A 13,889-nucleotide genomic window follows, 5' to 3' on the forward strand; every position below is an offset into this window, starting at 1 on the left:
CTCTTATCTTCCGTGTCCTCGCTCTGGTAGGATTTGGACAATGAGGAATATAAAGAAAGCGTGGGCTAAATCCCCGCGTGAAACTTCAACGAGTAGGATTTGGACAATGAGGAATATAAAGTATTTACTACAGTTTGTAAATTTTCAAGGTAGTCGAAGTAGGATTTGGACAATGAGGAATATAAAGGAGAGGTTATCAGAATATTGTCTTTGCTTCGTTACCGTAGGATTTGGACAATGAGGAATATAAAGGAAGATAAAGACTATAAGACTCAGAAGAAAGAAGAGAATAGTAGGATTTGGACAATGAGGAATATAAAGGAATTAACACATCCATTCCAATTTAAGTTAGCAGAGTAGGATTTGGACAATGAGGAATATAAAGCTGCGTTCTTAAAAAGGTTTCGGGATTATGTGTGGAGTAGAATTTGGACAATGAGGAATATAAAGCAAAAGAGAGTAAAGGTGGCTTTGAGAGGAGTGTCCTTGTAGGATTTGGACAATGAGGGATATAAACGTATAAAAATTTTTTGTCTAATTTATTTTTAGCACAAAATTAAATGAGACAAGCTTCTCTCTCAGCCTTACCACCTCTCCCACCACCATGATGGCGGGCGGGCTTACCTCAGGGGGGTTTGTGGATAACTCATAAAGGTCTGTTAAAATGACCCTCTGCCTCTCTGTGGTCCCATTCTCTATAAAGGCCACAGGCTCCTTTGGGTCCCTCCCTACCTCTATAAGCCTTTTGGCTATCTCTTTTCTTCTTGATACTCCCATGAGAACTATCAAGGTGTTTATGCCTTTTAGGCTCTCCCAGTCTATGTTTGATTTTTCCTTTCTTGGGTCCTCATGTCCTGTTATTACGGCAAAGGATGAAGATATGCCCCTGAAGGTTATCGGTATGCCAGCATAGGCTGGCACTGAATAAAAGGAGCTCACTCCCGGGACTATCTCAAACTCTATGCTGTGCTCTGCCAAAAATAGCGCCTCTTCTCCTCACCTTCCAAAGATGAATGGGTCTCCCCCTTTTAGTCTTACCACCACTTCCCTTGTGTGGGCATACCTTAGCAAAAGCTCGTTTATCTTCTCTTGTTCTATGGTATGCTTTCCATCTTCTTTTCCTACATAGACCAGCTCACAGTCTGGCTTGGCAAAAAGAAGTATCTCTTGGTTTATGAGCCTGTCGTAGAGGATAACATCGGCGGACTTTATTAGCCTCAAAGCCTTAAGCGTTAAAAGCTCTGGGTCTCCTGGTCCTGCGCCTACAATATAGACCTTACCCATCTTCAAAGGCCCTTATGAGTTCTTTTATTGCAAGGCTGAGCCTTTCCCTCTCTGGTATAAAAACCCTTATAACGCCGTTTTCAAACAAAGCCTTTGCGGTGGTGCGCCCAACGGATACGGTGGTCAATTCTTTGCTCATCCTTTTGCTTAGTTCCTTGTTTAGGCCCCTTTCCTTTGCCTTGGCAAAGAGCCACCTTACCTGAAAGGCTGAAGTGAAAAGCACCCCATCGTAAAACCCATTCAAAAGCTTTTCAATAAAGGCATCCATTCTTTCCATATCTGGCACATACCTATAGACCCACACCTTTAGGACCTTTCCACCAGCTTCAAGCATATGCCTTTCCAAGGCTGGAAGCTCCTCGCCGTACATTTGAATAAAGACCACCTTTCCTTTTACCTCTTCCTCCTTCAAAAAACCTATGAACTCTCCCGAGCTTTCCACGGTCCTAAAGCCCTCAAAGCCATATTTAAGAAGCACCTTTCTTGTCTTATAGCCTCTTGCCAGAATAGTTCCTTTTAGCATGTTTTCCCTCAAAGGCTCAAAAAGGCCATACTTCTGCGCCACTTGGAACACCCTTTCCGCTCCCTCGCCGGTGGTAAACAAAAAGAAGTGTGGCTTTAAGGACAAGGATTCTATAAGAGCATCTCTTACCTCTTCCTCTGGCACATACTCCATACTAACTATATCCTCCACAAAGGGTCTACCACCTAAGTTTATGATCTTCTCTGTTATATCCAGCGCTTTCCTTGTGGCGCATATGGCAATCCTTTTACCTTTCAAGCTCATGGGCCATAAACCTCCTATCCTTTGCATAGACCAAAACAGGTGTAAACTTTAGCTCTGGCTCCTTTGAAATGGGGTCTATTTTTTCTCCTAAAAGCAGGTTAACTGGCACAGACCCATAGCCAAAGGGTGCAAAAAGGTGTCCCCTCTTTATATCTCCAAGCCTTACCTTTAACTCAACCAGCTCCTTGTTCTCCAAAGACATAAGCTTGACCTTGTCTCCTTCCGCTATCCCCATGCTTTGGGCGTCCTCTGGGTTCATAAGCAAAAAAGGTTCTTCCTCCCCCTTTAAAAGCTCTGGGCTTTTGCCAGTCCTTGTCATGGTATGCCATTGGTTCTTTGTCCTTCCCGTTATAAGGATAAACCTTGCATGATGATGCTTGTATACGGCTGGGTACATCTTGGCCCTGCCTGTATCCGTCTTAAACCTTAGGTCCTCATAAAGGTGTTTTCCTCCCCACCTCTTGGGTAAATCTTTGTAAGAAAAGGAAGATATATCACATAGCCTACCCTTTGTGGCCTTCCTTAGCTCGTTAAAGATCTCTTCCGAAGACCTGTAGGGAAAGTGCCTTTCATAGCCCATCCTTTGGGCCAGTTCTGTAAATATCCTCCAATCTTCCTTGGCTTGGCCGGGAGCTTCTGAGAACTTGGTGCATAGGCTTATGGTCCTGTCGGACCCTGTCATCACCCCTTCCTTTTCACCCATCTGGCTTGCGGGAAGTAGGAGGTTGGCAAACTCACAGGTATGGTTCCAATAGGCATCTTGGACCACCAAAAAGACCTTTTCAAGGGCTTTCCACACCTTGCCAAGGTTTGGTAGAGTAATGGCAGGGTTTGTGGCAACCACCCACAAAAACTTTATATCTCCCTTAAGCATAAGGTCTATGGCCTCTGTAATGGTTGGACCCGGCTCGGGCTTTATGCTACCCGTAGGAATTCCCCAAAAGGCTTCCATAAACTCCCTGTCTTCCTCCTTCCTCACATCCCTGTATCCCGGAAGGCCGTTGGAAAGATAGCCCATCTCCCTTCCACCCATGGCGTTGGGCTGGCCGGTCAAAGAAAAGGGACAGCCCTTGTTATTTAGCCTTCCTGTGGCAAGGTGTAGGTTTATGAGGGCTATGTTCTTCATAACACCTTGCGATGATTGGTTGAGGCCTTGGCACCACAGGGATATGAGCTTTTTGCTAAAGGCGTAGTATTCCGCAAGCTCCCATATATCTTTTTCTTCTATCTTGCATATCTCCGAGGCCCTTTTGGGTGGATATTTTAAAGCTTCCTTTATGGCCTCTTCAAAGCCATCTACATGGTTCTTTATAAACTCTTCGTCTATCCATCCCTTCTCATAAAGCACGTAAAGCACCGAGTTAAAAAGCACAGCATCTGTTCCAGCCCTTATTTGGTAGTGTTTGTCTGCCTTTTGGGCCGTTTGTGTTTTTACAGGGTCTATAACTATTATGTTTATAGCCTCTCCTTTAGCCTTTCTTTTGAGTATCCTCTTGAAAAGCACAGGATGAGTCCATAGGGCGTTGGAGCCCGCAAAGACAAAGGTCTCTGCATCATCCAGGTCCTCATAAGAGCAGGGTGGGCCATCGGAGCCAAAGGCCAGCTTGTAGGCAGATACGGCCGTTGCCATGCAGAGCCTTGAGTTGGCATCCACATTATTTGTCTTTAAAAAACCTTTTATAAACTTGTTCATCACATATATGTCTTCCGTCAAAAGCTGTCCTGAAAGGTAAAAGTAAAGCTCTTCGGGAGAGTGTTCTTTTAACTTCTTTAAAAGTATGGAATAGGCCTCTTCCCAGCTTATCTCCCTAAAGGGCTCTTTTTTATTTTCCCTAAACATGGGCTTTAAGAGCCTTCCCTTGTGCATCGCTTCTGGATAATAAAGGGGCTTTTTGCAGACCTCTCCCCGTGAGGCCGGATGGCCCTTGTCCCCTCTTATCTTTCCCTCATCCCACAGAAGGCCACAGCCCACTCCACAGTAAGGACATTGAAAGGCTTTCATTTTAATCCTCCTTATAAAGAAGCTCCATCACCACCCTTCCGTTGGGAGCTATACCGGTTAGCATATCCTTCTCGTAGTCATACCTAACATGGGCCCACTCCATCCATTGGCTATGCACAAGCCTTAACAGGACCAAGGCAGTTAGTGCTACCATTGAAAAGAGGAAAAAGCCCGCAGAGTAAGAGCCGGTTGTTTCCTTTACTATACCTAAGACGGTAGGAAGATAAAAGCCTCCAAAACCGCCGGCAGCGCCTATAATGCCAGCCATCATACCCCTAACCTTTGGCCATCGGTGTGGTACAAGCTGGAAGGTTGCACCGTTGCCAAGTCCAAAAAAGGCAAAGATTACAAGAAGGGCAAGCACACCAAGGAAAGGTGGTAGTTTAAGCACAGACAACACCATGTACATGCTGGCTATGCCAAAGAGTATAAAGGTCAAGGCTCTAACACCGCTTATCATATCCGCAATAAAGCCTCCAAAGGGCCTTATAAAGGCTCCCGTAAAGGCAAAGAGGGACATTAAGGCTCCAGCCTCAATCTTTGAAAAACCATACTGGTCAATGAGATAAAGGCTCACATAGGAAGACATACCTACAAAGCCGCCAAAGGTTATGCTGTATATGAGGACCATAAGCCATGTATCCCTTTCAAGAAAAACTCTTCTGTATCTGTTTGGCAGGAAGGAAAGCACAAAGGCGCTTCCTATAAGTGGGAGTAAAAGCAAGGCTTCTTTACCTTTTATACCAAGCCAGCCCCTCTCAAGAGCTGGAACCAAAAAGAGCATAAAGAGGATGGTTATAAAAAAGACAAGGATGGGATAAGTCCCCTTGCCTTCCTTCTCCCCTTTATCCTTTGACCAAAAAAAGACCACCAAAAAGGTTATCACCAGCAAAAGCCCAGCCATAGCCATCGTTTCTTTCCAGCCAAAGAGCTTTGCAAGAGGAGGGAAAAGGATGCCATCCAAAACAGCCCCTATGTTTCCAGCCGCCGCAAGGCCCAATACAAGACCCTGTACTTCTCTCGGATAGTTGCTACCAGCCATGGGAAGAGCAACTGCAAAGCTGGCTCCACCCATACCCAACAGCACACCTAAGAGGAGAAGCACTGAGTAATCGCTCAAATAGGATGGGAAGAGAAGGGCAAAAAGGGATGGAATGCCGGAAAGGATTATACCAGCCAGTGCTATCTTTCTTCCGTCTACAGACTGGTAAAGATAGCCAAAGTTTATCCTAAGGATGGCGGCAGAGAGAACAGGAACAGCTACAAGAAAACCCTTTTGTGCAGGGGAGAGGTTTAATTCTTGGGCTATAAAGGGCGCCAAGGCGCCAAGCAAAAGCCATATGCTAAAGCCAGTATCAAAGTACAAAAAGGACGCAAAAAGGGCCTTAGGATTGCCCGATTTTATAGCTTCTATAACCCGCCTCATTTAACACCTCCCAATTCCCTCTTTTTAGTCCTTATAGTCCAAACCTCTTCAAGCTGACAGACAAAAACCTTCCCATCTCCAAACATACCCGTATTTGCGTGCCTTGTTATAATGTCTACAACTTTGTCCGAATACTCATCCTCAACTGCTATCATTATGAGAGTCTTCGCAAGCTCATCGTAGCTTTTTTCTCCCACCTGAACGCCGCCCTCTTTTCCCCTTCCCACCACATCCATCACCGTTATACCTTTAAAGCCTTCCTTTTCCAAAGCCTTCATCACTTCATAAAGCTTCTCTGGCCTTATAACAGCCTTTATCATCCTCATGACCAACCTCCTATCACAAAGATCTTTCCATCACCATAAAAGCCCGTATGGGCTATATCCATGATCTTTTCAATCACCTCTTCATAAAGGGCCTCCTCCACCCAGGTGAGTATAAGGGTCTTTGGCAGAAGGGACATGATAACTCCCTTGTTTGTTTTGTACCCCAAGCCCCCCTCCTTACCCCTTCCCTTCACAGTTTTGGACACATAATCAAGACCTATGGATGAGAGAAAGCTTTTTACCTCTGCACTCTTTTCTCTCCTAACTATCACCACAAGCTCCTTCATGGCACACCTCCTTTGACCTCTTCAAGGCATGCGTATAGCCTTTTCTCTTTGCTAATTAGCACATCGGCCAAAAACCAATAGGCTTCCTTCCATGCCTCAATAAGGTCTTGGCCAACACCCATTTCAACCATGGCCTGGTAAAGGGCATCCCAAACCTTAGGGTAGTGTTCGGGCTTTACACCAGCCTTTGCATGGGCAAGCGCCATTGTGTTTATGGCTGGCTCCAATACATGTAGCCTATCCAGGTTCTGGGCAAAGGCAAGCAAAGCACTGGCGAGCTTTTTGGAATTGTTGCTTTCAAACATGTTCCTAAGCTCTGGGTTCTTTTCAAAGAGTATCTGGTACATGCGAGAGGTTAACCTCTCGCCGTTAGACTGCAAAAAGGGTATGCTTTTTCTTATGGCCATCTTTGTTTCTTCCCGCATGGCTTCACCTCCTCACCCTTCATACTTGCAAAATCAATGCCAGATATAGGAGGTTATAAAAGGCTCACGCCAGCTTGATTTTCAATGCAAAGCATCAAACACACTATTGAAAAATTGTTTACAAAAATGTCAAAATGTTAATCTAAAGGACACGGCTTATTCAGAACAAGGGCGTAAATAAAGGGCCTTTAAAAAACCCCAATTGGCAAGCTCCTTGCATAGATAAGTGGTAGGAGGTGCCTATGAAGGTTATAGTGGTAGGAAACGGTATGGCAAGCACTGCTTTGGTTGAGGAGCTCATAAGGCAAAGCGGAGACATTGAAATACATGTCTTTGGCGAGGAAAGGACCTTAAGCTATAACAGGATACACTTGGCGGATATCCTCAGCGGTAAAAAGCTCTTTAGTCAGATAGTTATAAACAGGTGGAGCTATTACGAAGAGCATGGTGTAAAGCTACATATAGGTGAAAAGGTTGAAAAGGTATTACCTTGGAAGAAGCTTTTGCTAACTTCCGATGGGAAGCTTTATCCCTATGATAAGCTGGTTATAGCAACCGGAAGCTATCCCAGGGTGCCACCTATAAAGGGAATGGATAAGAAGGGGGTCTTTACCTTTAGGAGTATAAAGGATGTGTATGGCATAATGGAGCTGGCGAGGGTTTCAAAAAGGGCTGTGGTAATAGGGGGTGGCCTCCTTGGCCTTGAGTGTGCAAAGGCTTTAAAAGATATAGGACTTGATGTTTATCTGGTTCACCTTTTTGACGTGCTTATGGAGCAATATATTGACAAAACAGCCAGCGATATGCTTAAGAAAAGCCTTGAGGGCTTTGGCATAAGGGTTTTGCTTTCAAAAAGGACGGAGGAGATAGTTGGAGAGAAGAAGGTTAGCCGTGTGAGGTTCTCCGATGGGGAGGAGATAGAGGCGGATATGGTTATAATAGCCACGGGCGTGGTGCCCAATGTGGATCTGGCAAAGAACTCTGGCATAAAGGTAGATAGGGGTGTGCTTGTAAACGATTTTCTTGAAACATCTGAGCAGGATGTGTACGCCATAGGCGATTGCATACAGCACAGAGGAAAGACTTACGGGCTTTTGGCTCCCATAATGGAGCAGGTTAAGGTGTGCGCCAAAAACCTTTTGTATGGCAATGTGGAAAGGTACGAAGGGTCCTTAAGCCATGCCATTCTAAAGGTGGCTGGAGTAAGGCTTATGTCGGTGGGGGAGATTCAGGAAAGGGAAGGGGATGAGGTGATCCTCTTTAAGGACGGCTCCAGGTATAGGAAGGCCATTGTGAGGGATGGTAAGCTTGTGGGTGCCATACTGCTTGGAGACTTGGCAGGAAGCGAAAGCCTATTGGACCTTGTAAAAACAGGGAAGAGCGTAGAAAACATAAAGCCACACTTCCTTATAAAAGACCTTATAAAAGAAGAGGTAAAACTCACCTTCAAGCCGGAAGATATTGTATGCAACTGCAACGCCGTATCTTACGGAAGGATCCTTGAGGCCATAAAAAGCGGAGCTAAAACTGTTGAAGATATCCAAGCTCTCACAAAAGCTTCCACTTCCTGCGGTGGGTGTATGCCAACCATTGAAAGCATACTAAAGGAGCATGTAAAGGTAAGGCCAGCAAAGGTAAACAAAGTAGAAGAATACAAGAGAAGTAAACATCCCTTTGAGGTTAACCTAAGGGAAAAGCTTGAAGTTTGGGCGAGGGAGCATGGAGATTGGCAAAGGGTGCCGGAGGAGGACAGAGAGTATGGGCTAAAGTGGTATGGCATCTTTTATAGAAAGGCCACGCCTGGCTACTTTATGGTTAGGATTAGAATTACCCATGGAAAGCTAAACGCAGACCAGGCAAGGGTTATAGCCTACCTTTCTAAGAAGTTTGGAAGGAACCAGGTAGACCTCACCTCAAGGGAACAGATACAACTAAGATGGATAGAGTTAAAGGACCTTCCGGAAGTTCTCTCAGCCATAGAAAGGGTGGGGCTTACAACTCTACAAACGGGTATGGACAATGTGAGAAACATCACGGGAGACCCCCTATCGGGCCTTGCGGAAGACTCAATCATTGACACCATACCCATAAGCAAGAGGATAACGGAGATATTCCTCGGTAAAAGGCAGTATGCAGACCTTCCAAGGAAGTTTAACCTGGGCTTGGTAGGTTCAAAGACAGATAGTATAAACTGCAGGTATAACGACCTTTGCTTTTATTTAGCAAAAAAGGATAACATCTACGGCTTTAACGTTTATGCGGGCGGTAAGATAGGCTCCGGCGGTCCTGTGGAGGCCCTTGACCTAAATATCTTTGTCCTTCCCTACGAAGCCATAGATATAACTAAGGCGGTGCTTGAGATATATTCAGATATGGGAAGCAGAGAAGATAGGACAAAGAACAGGCTTTACTTCTTAATAGAAGAGCTGGGTGTGGAGGGCTTTAGGGGCGAGATAGAGAGAAGGCTTTTGAGAAACCTTTGGAGAAAGGGTGAGGATTTGGTAGAAAGGGCGGGTGAGAGGACTGGAATAATAAGGCAAAAGAACGGCCTCTACGCCGTTAGCCTGATGGTGCCTGCGGGCATCTTTACAGGGGAGGATTTGGAAAGGCTGGCTTACCTTTCAAGGAAATATGGAAGTGGTGAGATAAGGCTATCTGTATACCAAAACATATACCTTGTAAACATTCCAGAGGAACATTTGGAAGAGCTACTTTCGGACCCAATCTTTAACAAATATCCAACCAGTGCCTCCCCATACCTTACAGGCCTTATAGCCTGCCAAGGGAGTGAGACCTGCGCCTTTGGAGTAATTGAAAACAAGCCGGACGCTTTAAGGCTTGCAGGCTATCTATCTCAAAAGATGCCAATCCACTTACCCTTACGTATGCACTGGTCTGGTTGTGCCAAGGGCTGTGGACAGCATGGCGCTGGAGACCTTGGCTTTGTGGGTACAAAGGTAAAGATAAACGGAGAGGTAAAACTGGCTGTGGATATTTTCTTAAAAGGGAAGAAGGTTCAGACCATACCTCTTGAGGATTTGGAGGGAAGGATAGAGAGTTTGATAAAACAAGTTCTTGAAAGTTCTTAGCTTGGCCATTATAGTAATAGTTAATGAAGGGTAAGGATTTTTTGGCTCTAAATGTAGGGCTTAATCTTGTGGGTGGTATAATAGCTGGGCTTTTGGTGGGTTATGCCTTTGATAGGTGGCTCATGGAGGGGCTTTTTAAGATAAGGACCTCTCCCTTTGGTCTTTTATTCTTCTTTTTTATTGGTATAATATCTGGCTTTCTCAACGCTTACAGGGATTTGAAAAGAATTGACTAAGCTTTTCTTTTACATGCTTTGGTATGGAGACCAGTTTGCCATCCTTCAAAAGGCAATGTTTTGTATTACCTTTCGCCTTTAAAACCTCCGAAGAGTTTAAAAGGTATTCAAAGGAAAAGGTAAAGCGGTCTATATGAGAAAGGGTCAAGCTTATGACAAACTCCTCATCATACCTTAAGGGCTTGAGAAATTCGCAAGAGGCGCTAAGCAAAACCACCTCATAACCCTCTTCCCTTAGCCTGGAGTAGGGAAGACCTAAGGACCTTAAAAGCTCCCCCCTTGTTTCTTCAAAGTATTTAAAGTAGTTGGAATGATGCACTATACCTTGGGCATCTGTCTCGTAAAATTGCACACGCCTGCGGTAAGAGAACACAGAAATATTTTAACCAAACCTTCCTGTGATGTAGTCTTCTGTAAGCTTTTTATCTGGCTTGGTAAATATCTTTTCTGTATGACCAAACTCCACAAGCTCTCCAAGGTACATAAAGGCTGTGTAGTCGGATATCCTTGCAGCCTGTTGCATGTTGTGGGTAACTATGACTATGGTTATGGTCTTTTTAAGCTCCACAATAAGCTCCTCTATCTTGGCTGTGGATATGGGGTCAAGGGCGGAAGTAGGCTCGTCAAAGAGTACCACTTCTGGCTCTACGGCAATGCTTCTAGCTATACAAAGTCTTTGTTGTTGACCACCAGAGAGGGAAAAAGCGCTTTCTTTTAATCTGTCCTTTACCTCATCCCAAAGGGCGGCATCTTTTAGAGCCTTTTCCACACGGTCCTTTAGCTCGGACCCTCTTATGCCTTTTAGCTTAAGCCCAAAGGCCACATTATCAAAGATAGACATGGGAAAGGGTGTGGGCTTTTGAAAGACCATACCAACCTTGCTTCTCAATTCTATTAGGTCCACACTCTTATCAAAGATGCTTGCACCATCCAAAAGTATATCACCCTCATACCTGTTGTTGGGATAGAGGTCATGCATCCTATTTAGACATCTTAAAAGTGTTGTTTTCCCACAACCAGAAGGTCCTATCAAGGCGGTGATTTTTTTGTCGTATATAGGCATGCTTATGTTCTTTAGGGCGTGATTTTTTCCATAATAGAAGTTAAGGTTGATTATTTCCATGCGCTTTTTTAGCCCTATTATGGTCTCAACCATATCAAGCCTCCTTCCTAATTCTCCTAAACATGTAAGCCAATGGGTTGGTTATTTTCCCATGAAGCACAAGCCTTGCCACTATGGAAAGGACCAACACACCTAAGGTTAGGATAAGAGAAGCTGCCCAAGCTTGTTCATGCCAATAGTGATAGGGGCCCATTACATAGTTGAACACAGTAACCGTTATACTGGCCATAGGCTTCATAAGATTAAGGTTTAAGTGAGCATTGTTAAAGGCTGTAAAAAGCAAGGGAGCAGTTTCGCCCGATATCCTTGCCACACCCAAAATAACACCCGTAAGTATACCCACCTTTGCAGCCCTGAGGACCACACTTTTTATCATCTGCCACTTGTAGGCGCCAAGGGCATAGGCCGCCTCCCTCATCTGTTGGGGGACCAGCTTTAACATCTCATCGGTGGTTACCGCTATAACAGGTACCATGAGAAGGGCCAAAGCCACAGCTCCAGAAAGGCCATTAAAGTGTCCTATTGGTTTGACAAGTATGGCGTATACCACGGCGCCCATTATGATGGATGGTGTGCTTACCATAATATCTGTTATATTTCTTAAAACTCTAAAAAACTTACTATTCTGCCCATATTCCGAAAAGTATATGCCTGCCATTAATCCTATGGGCACTCCTAAGATTGTTGCTAAGGTTGTGATTATAAAATGTCCTACAAAGGCAGGCCTTAATCCACCACCCTCCACGCCTGCAGGTGTGGGATCAAGGTATATAAGCTCTGGTCCAAAATATTTAAATCCGTTTATAAGTAGGGAACCAAGTATCCAAAAAAGCCAAAAAATACCATAAACAGCCATTAGAGAAGCTATGGAAAGCATAATCCAATTAACAATTTTTCTATAGGTTTTTAATTTCATACCTTTCACCTCTTTTCAAGCCTAAGGACAAGGTATTTGGCTATGGATAAAAGTATTAGGGATATTAGGAACAAGAACATGGAAAGATAGTAAAGGGCAGATAGGTATAGGTCTGTATCTGCTTCTGTAAACTGGTTGGCAAGGGTTACCGTTATGGTGGTAAAGGAATCAAAAAGGGATTTGGGTATCTGCGGGTTGTTCCCTGCCAAGAAGGTCACTGCCATGGTTTCACCTAAGGCTCTACCGGTAGATAGGATAAGGCCACCGGCTATTCCCGATGCAGTGTAGGGTATTACTACCTTTCTTATCACTTCCCATTGGGTAGCGCCAAGAGCATAGGCCGATTCTTTCATAACGGAAGGCACCATTTCAAAGCTGTCCCTTACCACTGCACTCATAAAAGGTATGATCATTATAGAAAGCACAAGGCTTGTGGTAAGCACATCTACACCAGTTGGAACGCCAGAGAAGAGCTGCCCTATTATTGGTATGCCTCCCAGCTTATCCTGTAGCCAAGGCTCTACCTTGTTTGCCATTATGGGCGTAAGTATAAAAAAGCCCCAAAGGCCATATATGATGCTTGGTATGGCGGCAAGAAGCTCTACTGCGGTGGATATAATAGGCTTGAACCATTTGGGGGCAAGCTCTGTAATAAATATGGCTATGCCGATTGAAATGGGTGCTGCCATTAGTATGGCCAATAGGGTGCTTATAAAGGTGCCAAAGACCATAGTAGCAGCGCCAAAGTCTTCCGCCACAGGGTCCCAGTTGGTGGATTTTAGAAAGTTTATTACTCCAAACTTTTCTATGGCAAGCCTGGCCTCGTAATAGAGGATAAAAAGAATAAGAAGAGGGAAGAGGAGCCCCACAAAGAGGGCCCAAAAGCCTAAGAAGACTTTTACTACCCGTTCTATAAGAGAACCTCTATTCTTTACTTCGCTCAGCTTTCCTTCTATCACGCCTTCCAATTCCATATTATACCTCACCTTATGGATGTACGCCGTTTTCTTTCCAGTATTCAAAGATGAGCTTCTTTACGTTGCTGGGCATGGGTATGTAGTTTAGCTCTTCTGCATACTTATCGCCATTTTCAAAGGCCCACTTGAAGAAGGTAGTAGCCTTTTTGGCCCTTTCTGGTTGGTCCTTTGCCAAGAGTATAAAGGTAGCACCAGCTATAGGATAGCTGTCCTTTCCTGGCTGGTCTGTGAGAACTTCATAGAAGTGTTTGCTTTTGTCCCACTTGGCATGAGCTGCAGCTGCCTGTATGGTCTTTACGCTTGGCTCTACAAAAACACCTTCCTTATTTTTGATCTTTGCCACTGGAAGGTTGTTCTGTTTTGCGTAGATGTATTCCACGTATCCCAAGCCACCCTGGGACCTTTTTACGTAGTTGGTCACTCCTTCATTGCCCTTACCACCTACACCTGTGGGCCATTTTACAGATGTGCCAAAGCCTACCTTTTCTTTCCACTCGGGGCATACCTTGGAAAGCCAGTTGGTAAATATCCATGTGGTTCCAGAACCATCAGACCTGTGAACCACCACTATGTTTCTATCTGGTAGCTTTACGTTGGGATTAAGCTGTTGGAGGTATGGGTCGTTCCACTTTTTGATCTTGCCCATGTAGATATCACATACAGCCTTTTGGTCCATATTAAGCACAGTTTTGCCTATCTCTGGCACGTTGTAGGTGATAACCACAGCACCTATGACAGTTGGAAATTGAAGCAAATTGTTTTTATTTAACTCTTCTGGTGTTAGGGGGGCATCGGAGGCTCCAAAGTCTACCGTTCTGTTGATTATCTGCCTTATACCACCACCAGAGCCTATGCTTTGGTAATTTACCTTGTGGCCTGTGGCCTTTTGAAATTCATAGGCCCACCTTCCATAAACAGGGTAGGGGAATGTAGCTCCTGCACCTGTAATTTCCAAAGCTAAGGCTGCACCAGTAAGGGCTGCAATTGCCAAAGCTACCTTTTTCATATTTA

Annotated in this window: 13 protein-coding genes, 1 pseudogene and 1 CRISPR repeat array (1 of these 15 running past the window's edge); of the genes and pseudogenes, 2 read left to right on the forward strand and 12 right to left on the reverse strand. The window is 44.6% G+C overall.

Features of this window, described 5'->3' with window-relative positions:
- Positions 1–517: direct repeats of the CRISPR family, unit length 29 nt; unit sequence GTAGGATTTGGACAATGAGGAATATAAAG (it extends 239 nt beyond the left edge of the window).
- A 17-nt stretch (positions 518–534) separates the two neighbouring features.
- The 7 genes and pseudogenes from cobA to ACZ5GB_RS03505 all read right to left on the reverse strand — a co-directional run bounded on the left by cobA (position 535) and on the right by ACZ5GB_RS03505 (position 6,537).
- Positions 535–1,284: pseudogene (cobA, locus tag ACZ5GB_RS03475) on the reverse strand (uroporphyrinogen-III C-methyltransferase).
- Complete coding sequence (locus tag ACZ5GB_RS03480) at positions 1,277–2,071, reverse strand: uroporphyrinogen-III synthase (protein ID WP_464327592.1); 795 nt, start codon at positions 2,069–2,071, stop codon at positions 1,277–1,279. Before ACZ5GB_RS03480 ends, cobA begins: the two are co-directional and overlap by 8 nt.
- Positions 2,055–4,073: a molybdopterin oxidoreductase family protein gene (locus tag ACZ5GB_RS03485; RefSeq protein WP_464327593.1), complete on the reverse strand. Its 2,019-nt coding sequence runs from the start codon at positions 4,071–4,073 to the stop codon at positions 2,055–2,057. The genes ACZ5GB_RS03480 and ACZ5GB_RS03485 overlap by 17 nt, the downstream gene beginning before the upstream one ends.
- A 1-nt stretch (position 4,074) precedes the next feature.
- Positions 4,075–5,499 carry an MFS transporter gene (locus ACZ5GB_RS03490; RefSeq protein WP_464327594.1) on the reverse strand — a complete coding sequence of 475 codons (1,425 nt, stop codon included), beginning with the start codon at positions 5,497–5,499 and terminating at the stop codon, positions 4,075–4,077.
- Positions 5,496–5,825: a P-II family nitrogen regulator gene (locus ACZ5GB_RS03495; RefSeq protein ID WP_464327595.1), complete on the reverse strand. Its 330-nt coding sequence runs from the start codon at positions 5,823–5,825 to the stop codon at positions 5,496–5,498. The genes ACZ5GB_RS03490 and ACZ5GB_RS03495 overlap by 4 nt, the downstream gene beginning before the upstream one ends.
- Positions 5,822–6,112 carry a P-II family nitrogen regulator gene (locus ACZ5GB_RS03500; protein WP_464327596.1) on the reverse strand — a complete coding sequence of 97 codons (291 nt, stop codon included), beginning with the start codon at positions 6,110–6,112 and terminating at the stop codon, positions 5,822–5,824. The genes ACZ5GB_RS03495 and ACZ5GB_RS03500 overlap by 4 nt, the downstream gene beginning before the upstream one ends.
- Positions 6,109–6,537 carry a globin domain-containing protein gene (locus tag ACZ5GB_RS03505; RefSeq protein ID WP_464327597.1) on the reverse strand — a complete coding sequence of 143 codons (429 nt, stop codon included), beginning with the start codon at positions 6,535–6,537 and terminating at the stop codon, positions 6,109–6,111. The genes ACZ5GB_RS03500 and ACZ5GB_RS03505 overlap by 4 nt, the downstream gene beginning before the upstream one ends.
- A 242-nt stretch (positions 6,538–6,779) precedes the next feature.
- Here ACZ5GB_RS03505 and ACZ5GB_RS03510 point away from each other — a divergent pair, with 242 nt between their 5' ends.
- Together ACZ5GB_RS03510 and ACZ5GB_RS03515 are read left to right on the forward strand one after the other, a co-directional pair.
- Positions 6,780–9,626, forward strand: coding sequence for an FAD-dependent oxidoreductase (locus ACZ5GB_RS03510; RefSeq protein WP_464327598.1), 2,847 nt, complete (start codon positions 6,780–6,782; stop codon positions 9,624–9,626).
- A 23-nt stretch (positions 9,627–9,649) separates the two neighbouring features.
- Complete coding sequence (locus ACZ5GB_RS03515) at positions 9,650–9,862, forward strand: AtpZ/AtpI family protein (protein WP_464327599.1); 213 nt, start codon at positions 9,650–9,652, stop codon at positions 9,860–9,862.
- On the opposite strand, the gene ACZ5GB_RS03520 is transcribed toward ACZ5GB_RS03515, so the two are convergent.
- From ACZ5GB_RS03520 to pstS, 5 genes are read right to left on the reverse strand one after another with little or no spacing between them, the layout of a single operon-like run.
- A complete protein-coding gene (locus ACZ5GB_RS03520; RefSeq protein ID WP_464327600.1) occupies positions 9,828–10,235 on the reverse strand; it encodes an acyl-CoA thioesterase in 408 nt (135 codons plus the stop codon). The genes ACZ5GB_RS03515 and ACZ5GB_RS03520 overlap by 35 nt on opposite strands.
- Positions 10,236–10,244: 9 nt before the next feature.
- Positions 10,245–11,018 (reverse strand): phosphate ABC transporter ATP-binding protein PstB, encoded by a 774-nt coding sequence (pstB, locus tag ACZ5GB_RS03525; RefSeq protein WP_464327601.1) that lies wholly within the window; start codon positions 11,016–11,018, stop codon positions 10,245–10,247.
- Position 11,019: 1 nt separating this feature from the next.
- Positions 11,020–11,901 (reverse strand): phosphate ABC transporter permease PstA, encoded by an 882-nt coding sequence (gene pstA, locus ACZ5GB_RS03530; RefSeq protein ID WP_464327602.1) that lies wholly within the window; start codon positions 11,899–11,901, stop codon positions 11,020–11,022.
- A 5-nt stretch (positions 11,902–11,906) separates the two neighbouring features.
- Entirely contained in the window at positions 11,907–12,875 is a 969-nt protein-coding gene (gene pstC / locus ACZ5GB_RS03535) for a phosphate ABC transporter permease subunit PstC (protein WP_464327603.1), read from the reverse strand.
- 13 nt (positions 12,876–12,888) lie between these two features.
- Positions 12,889–13,884, reverse strand: coding sequence for a phosphate ABC transporter substrate-binding protein PstS (pstS, locus tag ACZ5GB_RS03540; RefSeq protein ID WP_464327604.1), 996 nt, complete (start codon positions 13,882–13,884; stop codon positions 12,889–12,891).
- Positions 13,885–13,889 lie beyond the last annotated feature (5 nt).

It is taken from the genome of Hydrogenobacter subterraneus (assembly GCF_055390195.1).

Excerpts from the sequence above, each read along its gene's own strand:
- ACZ5GB_RS03480 (WP_464327592.1), bottom strand. The coding sequence starts at position 2,071 with ATGAGCTTGAAAGGTAAAAGGATTGCCATATGCGCCACAAGGAAAGCG.
- ACZ5GB_RS03485 (WP_464327593.1), bottom strand. The coding sequence starts at position 4,073 with ATGAAAGCCTTTCAATGTCCTTACTGTGGAGTGGGCTGTGGCCTTCTG.
- ACZ5GB_RS03490 (WP_464327594.1), bottom strand. The coding sequence starts at position 5,499 with ATGAGGCGGGTTATAGAAGCTATAAAATCGGGCAATCCTAAGGCCCTT.
- ACZ5GB_RS03495 (WP_464327595.1), bottom strand. The coding sequence starts at position 5,825 with ATGAGGATGATAAAGGCTGTTATAAGGCCAGAGAAGCTTTATGAAGTG.
- ACZ5GB_RS03500 (WP_464327596.1), bottom strand. The coding sequence starts at position 6,112 with ATGAAGGAGCTTGTGGTGATAGTTAGGAGAGAAAAGAGTGCAGAGGTA.
- ACZ5GB_RS03505 (WP_464327597.1), bottom strand. The coding sequence starts at position 6,537 with ATGCGGGAAGAAACAAAGATGGCCATAAGAAAAAGCATACCCTTTTTG.
- ACZ5GB_RS03510 (WP_464327598.1), top strand. The coding sequence starts at position 6,780 with ATGAAGGTTATAGTGGTAGGAAACGGTATGGCAAGCACTGCTTTGGTT.
- ACZ5GB_RS03515 (WP_464327599.1), top strand. The coding sequence starts at position 9,650 with ATGAAGGGTAAGGATTTTTTGGCTCTAAATGTAGGGCTTAATCTTGTG.
- pstB (WP_464327601.1), bottom strand. The coding sequence starts at position 11,018 with ATGGTTGAGACCATAATAGGGCTAAAAAAGCGCATGGAAATAATCAAC.
- pstA (WP_464327602.1), bottom strand. The coding sequence starts at position 11,901 with ATGAAATTAAAAACCTATAGAAAAATTGTTAATTGGATTATGCTTTCC.
- pstC (WP_464327603.1), bottom strand. The coding sequence starts at position 12,875 with ATGGAATTGGAAGGCGTGATAGAAGGAAAGCTGAGCGAAGTAAAGAAT.
- pstS (WP_464327604.1), bottom strand. The coding sequence starts at position 13,884 with ATGAAAAAGGTAGCTTTGGCAATTGCAGCCCTTACTGGTGCAGCCTTA.